Below are 13,527 nucleotides of genomic sequence, written 5' to 3'. Positions count from 1 at the left end.
TCAAGGGGGCGCGCCGCACGTCTCTTCGCCGCCCTGGAGCACGTGGCTTTCCAGCTCGCGGACCTCTCCGGACGCGGGCACGTGGAAGACGTGCTGCGTGATGGGAATGTCCCCGTCGCATTGGATGCCCCGGAAGCCGATGACGTCGAAGCTACCGTCCGCGTTCGCCTTCACACCCCCCTGGTCCACGTCGTAGCAGAGGAAGTCGTAACCCATCGCGTAGACCATGAGGACGGCCTCCTGCTCCGTGTCGATGGTCCCCAGCACCTCCCGGACGGAGGCCGGCGTGGAATGGGTCCGCACCTGGTCCCCCTGTGTCGTGAGCAGGAAGTGGTAGGCGCAGGTGTCCGCGTAACAGGTGGAGTGAAAGCCCTCGGAAGGCCGTGCCGCCTCCACGGCCGCCTGACACGCGGGGATGTCGGTGGCTGTCGCGCAGGCCTGCCCCCAGGAGGCGATGCTGCCGGAGGCCGGACCCTCCGAAAGAGGCTGCTCGCGCGTGCCGCGGACCTGGACCGCATCCAGCCCCGCCGAGGGACGAAGGTCATCGAAGAGCGGCTGGCGGCTCCACCAATACGAGCAGTCCACCTGCTTGTATCCGTCCGTGTCCGCCGAGGAATCACAGCCGGCCAGCAGCAGCGTCATGCCCACCAGGGCTCGTGAGACGAGGCGGCTCATGCCCAGAGGTCCTGCTCCAGCGTGTCCAGCAGCGCCAGGGCTGCCTCCGGCGTGGGCATGCCCGCCAGCGTGATGATGCTCGCGTCGAGCGGCACCGCGACGTCCTCGCGCAAGGCCGCCACCGCGCGCTTCTGGGCCTCACGCAGTGCCTCACGCTCCCCCGCGGACAGCCGCGGCCGAGCCCACTGGTCGATGTCCCAGGACAGCGCCGCGTGCCGCGTCTCGTCCTCCGCGATGCGGACCATGGCCTCGCGCACCTCCAGGTCGCGCGCGTGCAGCGCCTGATGGTGCGCGAGCAGCGCGCCGTACGTCTCCCGCACGCAGCCCTCCACCGCGTTCTCCAGCGCCACGTCCATCAGGGAGCGCGGCGGCAGCTCCTCCACCACCGGACGCTGGGGCGTGCCTCCGAAGCGGTGCGCGAGCCGCTCCGTCACCCGGGCGTGCTGGACCTCCTCCATGGCGCTCCTTCGAGCCGCGTCCTGGAGGCCCACGTCCGCGCCGTGCAGTGCCAGTTCATCCCGCAGCCGCAGGAACGCGTGCACGGACGCCGCCTCCAGGTGCGCCGCGTTCGCGAAGTAGCGGCCCAGCGCCTCCGGGCTCTCGCAGGCCTCCGCGACCTGGAGCCCCACCGGCCGCCGGCCGATGTTGCAGTTGGGGTCTCCCTTCTCCAGGACCCGCTTCTCCTGCTCCTGGAGTTCGCCGGACGCGGAGACCCGCACCACGTGCTGCGTCAGCTCCGTGCCCGGCCCGCAGGCGTAGCCCTTCGTCCCGATGACGTTGAAGCTGCCATCCGCGTTCTTCTTCACCGCGCCGCCCCTCAGCTCGTGGCAGCTCACGGCGTAGCCGGCCGCGAAGGTTTTGAGCACCGCCTCCTGCTCCGTGTCGATGGTGCCCAGCACCTGCTGGAGCTCCTCCAGCGTCGAGTGCGTCTTCACTTCGTCACCCCGGGTCGTCACCAGGAAGGACTCGCTGCAGAAGTCCACGCAGACGTTGTGGAAGCCGGAGGTGACGTTCGCTTTCTCCAGCGCGGTCGTGCACGCGGGGACGTCCGTGGCCGTCGCGCAGGGGTCGCCGGAGGAGCTCACGTTGACGTAGGTGGCGGGCGCCTGGCCTCCGTTGGAGTTGAGGTAGCGCAGCTGCACGAAGTCCTGCTCCGGCGTCAGCGTCAGGTCACTCACGGACAAGCCATGCGCCGAGCACGCGACCTCCGAGTAGTCCTTCAGGTCCACGCTGCCCTCCGTGCCGTCACAGCCCGCCAGCACCAGGGGCGTGGCGAGCGAGGCGTGCAGGGCCCGCGAGAAGAGACGGCGCAGTCGATGGATGTTCAAGGGAGGCTCCTGGGATGGAAGTGTGTCCAGGGCCCTGAGCAATGCGGATGCCAGGGCGTCTTCTCAGTGAAGTCCCCCCTTCCGCGTGGCTCGGAAGGCCGGGATGGACTCGGAAAGTTGAGGGGGACAGGACCTGGACGCCGCGCTCTCGTGGGGCGGCCTTGCGCTGGAGCCTACCGGCCGGTGGGGCAGACCGAGTCGCCCTCCTCCAGGGTGCGCGTCTCCAGCTTCTGGACCGTACCGGCCGCGGTCACCTTCAGCACGTACTGCGTCAGATTCGTGCCCGGTCCGCAAGCGTAGCCATTCGTCCCGATGACATTGAAGCTCCCATCCGCGTTCTTCTTCACCGCTCCTTGCTCCTTGGTCCCGCAGACGAAGGAGTAGCTGGATGCGAAGGCCTGGAGCACCGCCTCCTGCTCCGTGTCGATGGTGCCCAGCAGCTGCTGGAGCTCTGCCTGCGACGAATACGTCTTCACCTCGTCACCCCGGGTCGTCACCAGGAAGTGCTGGCGGCATTCGCCCGTGCAGTCGTAGTGGAAGCCGGAGGTGACGGTCGCGTCCTTCAGTGCGGTCTCACACGCGGGGACGTCGGTGGCCGTCGCGCAGGGCTGGCCAGAGGAGCTCATGCTGACAGCAGGGGAGCGCGTCTGGTCTCCAATGGTGTCGGGGTCGAAGGAGCGCAGTTGCACGAAGTCCGGTGCCGGCGTCAGCGTCAGGTCGCTGACGGAGATGTTCTGGTCCGTGCACGCGATCTCCGAGTAGCCCTTCAGGTCCACGCTGCCTTCCGGTCCGCCACAGCCCGCCAGCACCAGGGGCAGGGCGAGCGAGGCCCGCGAGAAGAGACGACGCAGTCGATGGAGGTTCACGGACAACTCCCAGGCAAGGTGTGTGTCCGGGCGGCAAAGCAATGCGGATGCCAGGGCCGCTTCCCTGTGAAGCCCTCCTGCCACGCTGCTCGGAAAGCTGAGAGGGACTTGGAAAGCTGAGGGGGCGAGGCCTAGGCGCCGCGCTTCCGGGCCGGGCCGCGACGAGTGCGCGGCCGTTCGATGAGCACGGCCAGCCCGTCCAGGATGCGCTCCAGGCCAAAGGCATACGCATGGTCGGGGTCGTACGCGGCGCCGTGGGCCTTGCCCGCGGCGGAGCCCACCCGGGACGCGATGGGGTAGCGCTCAGGGTCGGACATGCGCGCGAGCAGGGACGCGTTCGCCTCCCACCAGGCTCCATCACTCATCTGGGACTCGAGCCGCGCGGCTCGCTGGTCCAGGGCCGCCCGGGCGGAGGACTCCACGAAGCCCAGCACGAACGTCAACGCCGCGTCCTGCGCCACGTCGTCCAGGCCCACGCCTTCGAGCGCCTGGAGCTCGTACTCGTATTTGGCCATCTGACCCGGACCCAGCGGTGGGCGCGTGGTGGACACGTCGGCGAGCCAGGGGTGCCGGGTGAACAGGGCACGGTTGTCGTGGGCCACGGCCTCCAATCGCGAGCGCCAGTCCCGGGCCTTCGGCTTGCGCCGGGCCATGCCCGCATAGAGGGTGTCGAGCATCACGTCGATGAGCTCCGCCCTCCCGGGCACATAGGTGTAGAGCGCCATGGGCGCGATGCCGAGCTTCCCCGCGAGCGCCCGCATCGTCACCGCGTCCAGCCCCTCCGCGTCCGCCAGCGCCACCGCCGCTTCGACGACGGCGGTGACGGTGAGCCCCTGCTTCGGACCCCGCTTGCCCTGGGCGGGGAGGGAGTCCCGCCACAGCAGCTCCAGCGTCCGGGTGGGGTCTCCCATGCTGCTGCGATGCGATGCCATGCGCCGGATTCTTCCAATGCCGCGCCCTTGACGTGCAACTGCGTACGTCGTACGTAGATTCAGGCTTTGGAAACCGTGAGGAGGACCGTTCATGCGCGTCACCGCTTCCGCCGTGTCCCTGAATGTCGATGACGTGGAGGCCTCCGCCTCCTTCCTGAAGCGCCACTTCGGCTTCACGGAGGCGATGGCCGCGGATGGCTTCGTGTCCCTGTCCCGGCCCGACGTGGGCTTCAACGTCATCTACCTGCGCACGGGCCTGAAGACGCTCAAGCCGGAGTCCCTGAAGACGCGCAGGGCGGACGGGCTCATCGTCGCGTTCGTCGTGGACGACATCGACGCGGAGTACGCACGCATCCAGGCGGAGGGCGTGAAGATCCTGACGCCCATCGAGACGGAAGCCTGGGGCGAGCGCTACTTCCAGGTCGCCGACGCGAACGGCGTCATCATCCAGCTCGTCCAGTGGATGCACACTCCGGGACAGGCCGAAGGCGTTGCATGATGCGCGCATGAGCACGGATCCGGTCGCGCCCCGGTTCCGCTGGGCGATGGAGGTGCTGTCCATCGCCCCGGACGCGCGGGTGCTGGAGGTGGGGTGTGGTCACGGCATCGCGCTGGGGCTCGTGGCCGCGCGGCTTGGCGACGGGTGCGTCCTGGGCATCGACCGTTCGGAGAAGATGATCACCCAGGCCCTGCGGCGGAACGCGGACGCGGTGCGCGCGGGACATGTCCTGGCGCGCACCGGGACGCTGGCGGACGTGGACCTGGGGCGCGAGCTGTTCGATGTCGCCTTCGCCATCAACGTCAGCCGGTTCGCGGATGACGATGCGCGCGTGGAGCTTTCGCGGCTGCGGACACACCTGCGTCCCGGTGGCGCGCTCTATCTCTTCCACGAAGCGCCCGTCGCCGCTCACGCGAAGCGCTTCGCCACGGTGGCCGCGCGGAACCTGGAGGCGCGGGGTTTCACCGTGCGGACCGTTCCCGCCACGCCGTCGCGCGCGTGCGTCGTGGGGCATGCGTCCGGGTAGCGGTAGGGCTCCCACCGGGTGGGGAGTCCCATCGCTTTCGACGCGACCCATGAGGCAGCCGAGGCGTTTGCCGGATGTCAGACCGAGTGGATAGCGTGCAGCTCATGCCGGACATCCGCCTGCCTGCCGAAGCGAAGTACAAGAACGAGCTGGACGCCCTCGCCGCGCATGACGACAAGCCCCGCCCACCGGGTTGGGCGCTGTCTCCGCGCGCCGTGGAGACGTACATCCTGGGCAGCCCCAAGCCCGTGGGGGGCGTGGCCATCACGCCCAAGTATGTGGGCGACAAGGGGCTCATCCAGGTGTGCATCGCCACGCTCGCGTCGGACCGCGCGCTGATGCTGGTGGGCGAGCCGGGCACCGCGAAGAGCTGGCTGTCGGAGCACCTCTCCGCGGCCATCAGCGGCACGTCCGCGCTCGTCGTCCAGGGCACGGCGGGGACCAGCGAGGACCACATCAAGTACTCGTGGAACTACGCGCTGCTGCTCGCGCAGGGGCCCACGCCGGAAGCGCTGGTGCCTTCGCCCATCCTGCGTGCCATGCGCACGGGCAAGTTCGCCCGCTTTGAAGAGGTGACGCGCACGTCGCCGGAAATTCAAGACTCGCTCATCTCCATCCTGTCGGAGAAGCAGGTGTCGGTGCCGGAGCTGGGAGAGGTGACGAGCGCGCAGCGCGGCTTCAACCTCATCGCCACCGCGAACACGCGCGACCGCGGCGTCAACGAGATGAGCGCCGCGCTCAAGCGCCGCTTCAACTTCGTCACCGTGCCGGTGGTGGAGGACCTGGAGCAGGAGATTCAAATCGTCACCAAGCGCGAGGCGGAGCTGCGCACGGACTACCAGGTGGGCGTGCCGCCGCCGGAGGAGCTGTCGCGCGTGCTGCTGACGCTCTTCCACGAGCTGCGCAAGGGCGTGACGAAGGACGGCAAGACGAAGGTGCGCACGCCGGGCGCGGTGCTGTCCACTGCGGAGGCCATCAGCGTGCTCTTCAACAGCTCCATCCTCGCGCAGCAGTTCGGCTCCGGGACGGTGACGTCGCAGGAGCTGGCGGCGTCGCTGGTGGGCGCGGTGGTGAAGGAGCAGGAGGACGACGTGAAGGCGCTGCGCGAGTACATGGAGACGGTGGCCAAGAGCCGCACGGGCCCGTGGAAGGAGCTGTACACCGCGAGCAAGAAGCTCTTGAGGGGCTGATGGACCTGGCACTGCTCTCCCGGGTGCAGCACTTCCCGGTCCGTCACCACTCGCCGCGCACCACCGCGGTGCTCTTGAAGTGGCTGGAGCGCGTGAAGCCCTCTGTCGTCCTGGTGGAGGGGCCCTGCGACGCGACGGCGCTGGTGGACGTGCTGTGCGACGCGCAGACCCGGCCGCCCGTGGCCATCCTGGGCTACCGCACGGACGGCACCCCGTCCTCGTCGCTGTGGCCCTTCGCGGCGTACTCGCCGGAGTACCAGGCGCTGAAGTGGGCTCGGGCGAACGGCGCGCGGGCGGAGTTCATCGACATCCCGGTGGGCGTCAGCCTCGCGGTGGACCGCCACGAGCCCGGGATGGGCGTGGAGTCAGAGGCCACGGAAGAGGGCGCGCCCGTCCCCGAGGAGGCGGTGCCGCTCACGGAGGCGTTCGCGCGCTCGCAGGGGTTCCGCTCCTTCGAGGAGTTCTGGGAGGCGTCCTTCGAGGCGCCGGACTGGAGCCCGGAGCAGTTCCGGCCGGTGCTCACCGCCTGGGCGGACGTGGTCAACGCGGGGCCCCGGCTGGCCTATCACCGTCAGCGCGACGCCTTCATGGCGCGCAAGGTGCTGGAGGTGGTGGCGGGCGGCGTGGCGCCGGAGAAGGTGGCGGTGGTGGCGGGCGCGGCGCACACCGCGGCGTTCCTCGCGGGGGACGTGGATCCGAAGGAGGAGGCGAAGCTGCCCGAAGCCGGACCGTGCGCGGTGACGGTGATTCCGTACAGCTTCCCGCGCCTGGCGGAGCAGCTGGGGTACGGCGCGGGCAACCGGGCGCCGCACTTCTACCAGAAGGCCCATGAAGCGAACTGCGACTTCCGGCGGGCCACGCTGGAGGTGCTGCTGGACTTCGCGGCGCACCTGCGGATGCGCGGCTTCTCCGCGTCGCTGTCGGACGTGCTGGAGGCGTACCGGCTGGCGGTGACGCTGTCGGACCTGCGCGAGAAGAGCGCCCCGGGCCTGGATGAGCTGCGCGAGGCCACCGTGGCCACGCTGTGCCGCGGAGACGCGACGCACGTGGACAGCTTCCTGTGGAAGAGCGTCATCGGCCACGAAGTGGGGCAGGTGGCGAGCCGCATCGGGCAGAACTCGCTCCAGGCGGAGTTCTGGCGCGAGGTGGGCGAGCGGCGGCTGCCGCGCACGGACAGCCCGGAGACGTTCAGCTTGCGGCTCAACAACCCGGTGGAGGTGGGCTCCTCCGTGTTCCTCCACCGGCTGCGCGTGGCGGGCATCCCGTACGCGTCGCTGTCCGGGACGGGGTCGTCGCGCAAGCAGGCCGCGGAAGGTGAGGCTGGCGGCTACGCGGCGCTCACCCGCGTGCGCGAGGCCTGGCAGGCGCAGTGGACGCCGTCCACGGACGTGGCGCTGGTGGAGAAGATTGTCCTGGGCGACTCGCTGGAGGGCGTGACGACGCGCGTGCTCCAGGAGCGGCTGACGCAGGCGAAGACGACGGCGGAGGCGGCGGACGTGCTCCTGGAGTCCGTCATCACCGGCTGCTCCCAGACGGTGGCGCAGGCGCTCAAGGCCTGTGACGCGCACGCGGCCACGGACGCGGACCTGCCATCGCTGGCGAGCGCCGCTCGGGCGCTGTCGGGGTTGATGGCCTATGGCACCTCGCGCGCGCACTCGGACGTAGGCGACGAGGCGGTGGCGGCCCTGGGGGAGAAGACCTTCGGCCGGGCGCTCCTGCGCGTGCGCGAGGCCAGCGCCTGCGCTCCGGAAGGAGTGCTCCCGGTGCTGGACGCGCTGCGCACGCTGCATGAAGTGGCGCTGTCCCAGCCGCGCGCGGACAAGGAGGGCTGGCTCGCGGAGGCTCGCGGGTTGATGGAGAGCCACGCGGTTCACCCGGCCACGTCGGGCCTGGCCACGGGTCTGTTGTACCTGGCTCGTGAGCTGCCGGAGGCGGAGGTGGCGCTGGAGGTGGGCCGGCGGCTGTCGGCGGCGGTGGAGCCTTCGGACGCGGCGGCGTACCTGGAGGGCTTCCTCCAGGTGAACGCGCTGGTGCTGGTGAAGAGCCGCGACGTGGTGAAGGCGTTGGATGACTTCCTCACCAGCGTGGAGCCGGAGCGCTTCCGGCAGACGCTGCCGGTGCTGCGCCGGGCGCTGGGCGCGCTGGGGGCCACCGAGCGCCGCTACCTGATGGAGAACGTGATGGGCGTGCGCCAGCTGAAGGACAAGGGCCGCGCGGTGAAGGCGGTGCTGGAGGAGAAGGACAAGGCGACGCTGAAGGACCTGAGCGCGGACCTGGGCAAGGCGCTCGACGACCTGGATGACCTGCTATGAGCGTGGACCCGAAGGACCTGGACCCGAAGGACCGCGACGCGCTCTTGCGCTGGCGGCTGGCGCTGGGCCCGGAGGCGGAGAAGACGGGCTCTTGCCCTTCCCTGGGCGCGTTGGGCGCCAGCGCGGACACGGTGGACCTCAAGGGCGACGACCTGGAGGGCCTGGATGACGCGCTCTCCTTCGTCTACGGCGAGCGCTCCGCGGGGCGCGGCGGCTCCAAGCCGTACCTGCCCAAGTGGCTGGGCGCGCTGCGCGACTTCTTCCAGGACGACGTCATCGCGCTGGTGCAGAAGGACGCCATCGAGCGCAAGGGGCTCACCCAGCTGCTCTTCGAGCCGGAGACGCTGCCCTTCCTGGACAAGAACCTGGAGCTGGTGACGACGCTGGTGAGCGCCCGGGGGCTCATCCCGGAGCAGGCCAAGGACACCGCGCGCGCCATCATCCGTGAGGTGGTGGAGGACCTGCGCAAGAAGCTGGAGTCCCCGCTGCGCACGGCGGTGCTGGGGGCGCTCCGGCGCGACAGGACGAGCCCCATCCCCATCGCGCGCAACATCGACTGGCGGCGCACCATCCGCTCCAACCTGAAGGGCTGGGACGCGGAGCGAAAGCGGCTCATCCCGGAGCGCTTCTACTTCTGGCCCAACCAGCGCCGTCACCACGAGTGGGACGTGACGCTGGTGGTGGACCAGTCCGGCTCCATGGCGGAGAGCGTGGTGTACAGCTCCGTGATGGCGGCCATCTTCGCGTCGCTGGACGTGCTGCGCACCAGCCTGGTGCTGTTCGACACGGAGATCGTCGACATGACGCCCGTGCTGGCGGACCCGGTGGAGGTGCTCTTCTCCGCGCAGCTGGGCGGCGGCACGGACATCAACCGGGCGGTGGCGTACGCGCAGGAGCACTACGTGCGCCGGCCGGAGAAGACGCTCTTCATCCTCATCACCGACCTGTACGAGGGCGGCAACGCCGAGGAGCTGGTGGCCCGCTTGAGGCAGCTGGTGGACTCACGCTCCAAGGTGCTGTGCCTGCTGGCGCTGTCGGACAGCGGGCGGCCTTCGTATGACCACGCGATGGCGGAGCAGCTCACCGCGCTGGGGATTCCGTGCTTCGGGTGTACGCCCCGCAAGCTGGTGGACGTGGTGGAGCGGGTGATGCGCAACCAGGACCTGGCGCCGCTGCTCGCGTCCAACGACAAGAAGGGGGAGCGTCATGGCTGAGGTACGGCCCGTCATCGGGATGGGCGGAATGACGGAGATCATCAGCGACAAGGCGGAGCTGGCCAAGGGCGCGGAGCTGTTCGACGGCAAGCAGCTCAGCAACCTGTCGCGCTACGAGAACCGGCTCTTCGCGGAGGCGGCGGGCTCCGGGGCGACGCCGTACAAGGTGTCGCTGGTGTTCGGCGAGGCGCGCTCGGACGTGAAGGGGCGGTGCTCGTGCATGGCGGCGCGCTCGCGCCCCTTCTGCAAGCACGCGGCGGCGCTGCTGGTGGCGTGGGCCCGGGCCCCGCAGGCCTTCGTGACGGCGGAGTCGGCCCCGGCCGCGCCCGCGGGCTCCGGCGGCGCGAAGAAGAGCGTGAAGAAGGGCAAGGCCGAAACGGGCGACCTGATGAAGGCGGGCGTGGCGCAGGTGTCCACGCTGGTGCGCGAGCTGGGCCTGTCCGGAGTGGCGTCGCTGGGCGCGGAGCGGCCGGAGCAGGTGCGCGCGCTGGGCGAGGCGCTCCGGGCCAATGGCCTGCGGCGGCTGTCCGCGCGGGCGGTGGAGCTGGCGGGCCTGCTGGACGCGGCGGCGGCTCGCACGGGCACCTTCGAGGCGCCGGCGTACACGGACCTGGTGGCGGACATGCTGCTCACCGCGCGCAAGGTGGAGAAGCACCTGGGCGGTGAGGCGCTGGAGCCCCGCCACGTCGAGGAGCTCATTGGCAAGACGTGGACGAAGAAGGACCGCGCGCCCGTCGAGGGGCTCAATCTGGTGGAGTACGCGTTCTCCTCCAAGGTGACGCCGGACCGGTTCATGGTCCGCGAGAGCCGCTTCGTGGACCTGGGGGCGGGCGGGCACTACAGCGAGAAGCAGATCCTCCCCGCGAGCCTCAAGACGGTGGCGCCGAAGAACAGCCACGCGGGCGTCGTGCTCCAGGGGGCGCACGGCGGGCAGTACCCGGGCTTCGCGCCGCACCGGCTGGACCTGGAGTCGTGGAAGGACGCGCCGTCGGTGGACCGGGCGGCGCTGGAGCGGCTGGTGGAGGTGGCGCTGCCGGACGTGGGCGCGGTGATGACGGCCTTCCAGGAGCACCGCAAGGACGTGTTCGCGCCGGACCTGCTGCCGGTGTCCGTGCGGGTGGAGACGCTGCTCGCCAGCGGAGCCCGCTCGCAGTTCGTGGACGGCACGGGGCGCGGCCTCTTCCTGCCCGCGGCCCCGTCGCTGGAGGAGCCGCTGGCGAGCGCCCTGGAGGACGCGAAGCTCCTGGCGGTGCTGGGCGACGTGGGCCTGGAGGCGGCGCTGCCGACGTTGTTCCCCTCGGCCGTCGTGGTGCGGACGCCGGAGGGGTTGGACCTGCGTCCGCTGGCGCGCGCCTCGGACGTGCCCGTGCCGCCCCGGCGGCGCGGCCGGGTCCGGGCCCCCGCGACGCCGAGCGCGCTGCCCCGTAGCGGGTGGGCGGACGCGGCGCGGGCGGCGGGTGCGTCGCGGGCGGCCATCGCGCTGGCGGAGGTGCGCGACGAGCTGGCGGACGCGTTCGCCAGCGGCCTGTCGGCGGTGAGCCCCCGCACGGTGGAGCCGCTGGTGTCCCGGTTGAAGGAGCTGGGGCTGGAGAAGCCGGGCGCGCTGCTGGAGGCGCTGGCGCAGCGGGCGGACCCGGCGGAGCGGCTGGATGACTTCATCAAGGTGTACCAGGTGCTGGGCATCGCGCTGGTGCGGCTGGCGGGCGCGGTGCAGGTGGACATGGCAGGACTGGAGTCCGTGCCCACACACCCCAGCATCCACGTGCACCGCCCGGAAGAGGTGCTGAGCCCGGGCACGGCGATGGTGCGCCGGGCGCTCGGGGAGCTGACGCGCTACGAGGCGGCGGCGCACGCGGCGCGCTACTACGCGGGCCTGGGGCCGGACGCGCTGATGCGGGAGCTCTACCCGGCGTGGAGCGATGGCTCGGCGAGCGCCTTCGTGGCGCGCACGGTGGCGGCGCGCGGAGAGGAGGCGCTGGGGGTCGTGCGGGGCGCGCTGAACGAGCGCCACAGCCGCATGGTGCGCCGCACCGCCATCCGCGTGCTGGGCGCGATGGGCGGGGTGCAGGCGCGGCGGGAGCTGGACGCGTTGACGCGCGCGGGGCACGACATGGGCCTGCGCCTGTTCGCCCGGGAGACGCTGGAGGACGTGCAGGCCCGGGAGACGGGGGAGAAGGCCGTGGCGGAGCTGGCGCGGCGCCGCAAGGACAAGGCGGTGCCGCTGATTCAGGCGGCGCTGTCGGAGACGACGAAGGACGCGCGCGGGGCGGCCGTGGCCATGCTGGCGGACCTGGGCACCGTGGCGATGCCCGTGCTGCGCCAGGTGCTGAACACGGACCCGGCGCGCGAGGTGCGGCGCGAGGCGGCGGAGGCGCTGGCCCGGATGGGGGACGCGGACGTGCTCGACCGTTTCGTCGACATGGTGCAGGGCCGCGGCCACGACGACGTGGAGGCGAAGCACGCCGTGTACGCGCTGGGCATGCTGGGCGACGTGCGTGGCGCGGAGACCCTGCTGCTGGCGTTCGCGGACGGGTGGAAGCCCGGCGTCGTCGCGGAGGCCATGCGCACGCTGGGGCTGGCCCTGCTGCGGCCCGCGCTGGACCTGGCGGAGACGCGTCCGGAGGTGCTGGAGCGGCAGGCGCTGCGCGGCCTCCTCCAGGCCTTCGACCCGCCCATCCTGGCGAAGGAGCTGCTCGCCCGCGTGGTCGGTTCCAGCGTGCACGCGGACCTGCTCACGCGCGCGGAGGCGTACCTCAAGGCCGCGGCCGTGAACCCCGCGGTGGGCAAGGTCGTGGCCGCGCGCCTGATGGAGCTTCCCGCCGTGGCCGGGGACAAGGCCCTGGCCAAGGCGGCGAAGAAGCTCTTGTGACGCCTCAGCTCGCCAGCTTCGAGGTGAGATCGATGCTGGTGGGCGAGGCCGGCACCGGGAAGGGCTTCCCGGCCGCGCCGCTGAAGTCGAGCGTCTTCAGGTTGACCGAGTACACCAGGGGGTTGGCGTAGAAGCGCACGGAGAGGGTGAGCGCGACCAGGTCCTTCACGACGGCCCACTGCGTGTAGTCCAGCTCGTCCTTGCCCAGCCTGCTCACGGAGCGGCTGGTGCCCGCCGGGATGTCCACCGTGTTGAGCAGGTGGAAGGCGAGCGCGGTGGCGTCCGCCGCCGTGATGAGCGGCTGCGAGTACTGCTTGAGGTACGCGGCGCGCACGAAGCGCGCGGGCGGCGTCGAGTCCCCCGGCAGGCCGCGCATGCCGCTGCCGTGGCCGGCGGGTGCGAATGACCCGGAGCCCAGCTCCGTGGGCTTCGCGTCCCAGGGCGTGAGGTTGGCGTACCCGCCCAGGTTCTGCAGCTGCTGGGGGAACGGCGGGTCGTTGGTGCACACGCCCACCGGGTTCTCGTAGACGTTGAGCTGCCCGTTGGTGAACTCCACCACGATGCTGTTGCCCTTGGCGTCGTGGATGGGGAAGTGCAGCGGGAGCAGCTTCGCCAGCAGGTCACCCTCCCAGACCTGCACGTTGCCGCTCGTCAGCGCGGCCTGCACGTCCGCCACGCTCCCGCACGTGCCCAGCGCCCAGCTCACGAAGTCCACCAGCGCCAGGGCCTGCGACGGCTGGCTCACCTTCGGGTAGTTGGAGCCCGGCAGCCACAGCGCGCCCACGGACAGGCCCTGCGTGTTGAGGCCGTCCACGATGACCTTGTCCGTGAGGGCGGTGATGCCGACAAAGCCATACGTCGACGTCCACTTCAGGCCGGGCTTGCCGCTGGGGGCCATGGACTGGAAGGACTCGCCCGCGGCGTGGACCATCAGCTGCGAGTTCAGGTCCAGCCCGAACTCCATGCTGCGGCCATTGACGGCGATGGGCCCGGAGGCGACGCGGGTGTTGTCGCCGGTGATAAGGAAGTCGGTGCACATGGGGCAGTCCTCATGCTGCGTGGAAGCCAATTCCTCCCACGGCGGTGGGCGCGTTCCACGATGACTGGATGCCATTG

Annotated in this window: 11 protein-coding genes; 6 read left to right on the top strand and 5 right to left on the bottom strand. The window is 70.9% G+C overall.

Annotated elements, in window-relative coordinates:
• The 4 genes from D7V80_RS06270 to D7V80_RS06255 all read right to left on the bottom strand — a co-directional run bounded on the left by D7V80_RS06270 (position 1) and on the right by D7V80_RS06255 (position 3,801).
• Entirely contained in the window at positions 1–675 is a 675-nt protein-coding gene (locus D7V80_RS06270; RefSeq protein ID WP_147446996.1) for a hypothetical protein, read from the bottom strand.
• Positions 672–2,003, bottom strand: a complete 1,332-nt coding sequence (locus tag D7V80_RS06265; RefSeq protein ID WP_120587284.1) for a ferritin-like domain-containing protein — start codon at positions 2,001–2,003, stop codon at positions 672–674. Before D7V80_RS06265 ends, D7V80_RS06270 begins: the two co-directional genes overlap by 4 nt.
• Before the next feature lie 173 nt (positions 2,004–2,176).
• Complete coding sequence (locus tag D7V80_RS06260; protein ID WP_120587299.1) at positions 2,177–2,869, bottom strand: hypothetical protein; 693 nt, start codon at positions 2,867–2,869, stop codon at positions 2,177–2,179.
• A gap of 131 nt (positions 2,870–3,000) precedes the next feature.
• A complete protein-coding gene (locus tag D7V80_RS06255; RefSeq protein WP_120587283.1) occupies positions 3,001–3,801 on the bottom strand; it encodes a TetR/AcrR family transcriptional regulator C-terminal domain-containing protein in 801 nt (266 codons plus the stop codon).
• Positions 3,802–3,892: 91 nt separating this feature from the next.
• On the opposite strand from D7V80_RS06255, the gene D7V80_RS06250 reads away from it, so the two are divergent.
• The 6 genes from D7V80_RS06250 to D7V80_RS43600 all read left to right on the top strand — a co-directional run bounded on the left by D7V80_RS06250 (position 3,893) and on the right by D7V80_RS43600 (position 12,411).
• Entirely contained in the window at positions 3,893–4,300 is a 408-nt protein-coding gene (locus D7V80_RS06250) for a VOC family protein (RefSeq protein WP_120587282.1), read from the top strand.
• A gap of 7 nt (positions 4,301–4,307) precedes the next feature.
• A complete protein-coding gene (locus D7V80_RS06245) occupies positions 4,308–4,826 on the top strand; it encodes a bifunctional 2-polyprenyl-6-hydroxyphenol methylase/3-demethylubiquinol 3-O-methyltransferase UbiG (protein ID WP_120587281.1) in 519 nt (172 codons plus the stop codon).
• Positions 4,827–4,900: 74 nt separating this feature from the next.
• Entirely contained in the window at positions 4,901–6,016 is a 1,116-nt protein-coding gene (locus D7V80_RS06240; protein WP_233585176.1) for an AAA family ATPase, read from the top strand.
• Entirely contained in the window at positions 6,016–8,328 is a 2,313-nt protein-coding gene (locus D7V80_RS06235) for a DUF5682 family protein (protein ID WP_120587280.1), read from the top strand. The genes D7V80_RS06240 and D7V80_RS06235 overlap by 1 nt, the downstream gene beginning before the upstream one ends.
• Positions 8,325–9,542 carry a VWA domain-containing protein gene (locus tag D7V80_RS06230; RefSeq protein ID WP_120587279.1) on the top strand — a complete coding sequence of 406 codons (1,218 nt, stop codon included), beginning with the start codon at positions 8,325–8,327 and terminating at the stop codon, positions 9,540–9,542. Before D7V80_RS06235 ends, D7V80_RS06230 begins: the two co-directional genes overlap by 4 nt.
• The gene (locus D7V80_RS43600; protein ID WP_120587278.1) at positions 9,535–12,411 is read left to right on the top strand and encodes a HEAT repeat domain-containing protein; all 2,877 of its coding nucleotides are present in this window, start codon (positions 9,535–9,537) and stop codon (positions 12,409–12,411) included. The genes D7V80_RS06230 and D7V80_RS43600 overlap by 8 nt, the downstream gene beginning before the upstream one ends.
• Before the next feature lie 4 nt (positions 12,412–12,415).
• Here D7V80_RS43600 and D7V80_RS06220 read toward each other — a convergent pair whose 3' ends face one another.
• Entirely contained in the window at positions 12,416–13,450 is a 1,035-nt protein-coding gene (locus tag D7V80_RS06220) for a linear amide C-N hydrolase (RefSeq protein WP_120587277.1), read from the bottom strand.
• Positions 13,451–13,527 lie beyond the last annotated feature (77 nt).

The organism is Corallococcus sp. CA054B (genome assembly GCF_003611625.1).
GTDB lineage: Bacteria > Myxococcota > Myxococcia > Myxococcales > Myxococcaceae > Corallococcus > Corallococcus coralloides.
This window is presented reverse-complemented; position numbering and strand designations above follow the sequence as displayed.

What these genes read in the sequence shown, in the direction of transcription:
- D7V80_RS06270 (WP_147446996.1), bottom strand. Translation starts at nt 675, where the DNA reads ATGAGCCGCCTCGTCTCACGAGCCCTGGTGGGCATGACGCTGCTGCTG.
- D7V80_RS06255 (WP_120587283.1), bottom strand. Translation starts at nt 3,801, where the DNA reads ATGGCATCGCATCGCAGCAGCATGGGAGACCCCACCCGGACGCTGGAG.
- D7V80_RS06250 (WP_120587282.1), top strand. Translation starts at nt 3,893, where the DNA reads ATGCGCGTCACCGCTTCCGCCGTGTCCCTGAATGTCGATGACGTGGAG.
- D7V80_RS06245 (WP_120587281.1), top strand. Translation starts at nt 4,308, where the DNA reads ATGAGCACGGATCCGGTCGCGCCCCGGTTCCGCTGGGCGATGGAGGTG.
- D7V80_RS06240 (WP_233585176.1), top strand. Translation starts at nt 4,901, where the DNA reads ATGTCAGACCGAGTGGATAGCGTGCAGCTCATGCCGGACATCCGCCTG.
- D7V80_RS06235 (WP_120587280.1), top strand. Translation starts at nt 6,016, where the DNA reads ATGGACCTGGCACTGCTCTCCCGGGTGCAGCACTTCCCGGTCCGTCAC.
- D7V80_RS06230 (WP_120587279.1), top strand. Translation starts at nt 8,325, where the DNA reads ATGAGCGTGGACCCGAAGGACCTGGACCCGAAGGACCGCGACGCGCTC.
- D7V80_RS43600 (WP_120587278.1), top strand. Translation starts at nt 9,535, where the DNA reads ATGGCTGAGGTACGGCCCGTCATCGGGATGGGCGGAATGACGGAGATC.
- D7V80_RS06220 (WP_120587277.1), bottom strand. Translation starts at nt 13,450, where the DNA reads ATGTGCACCGACTTCCTTATCACCGGCGACAACACCCGCGTCGCCTCC.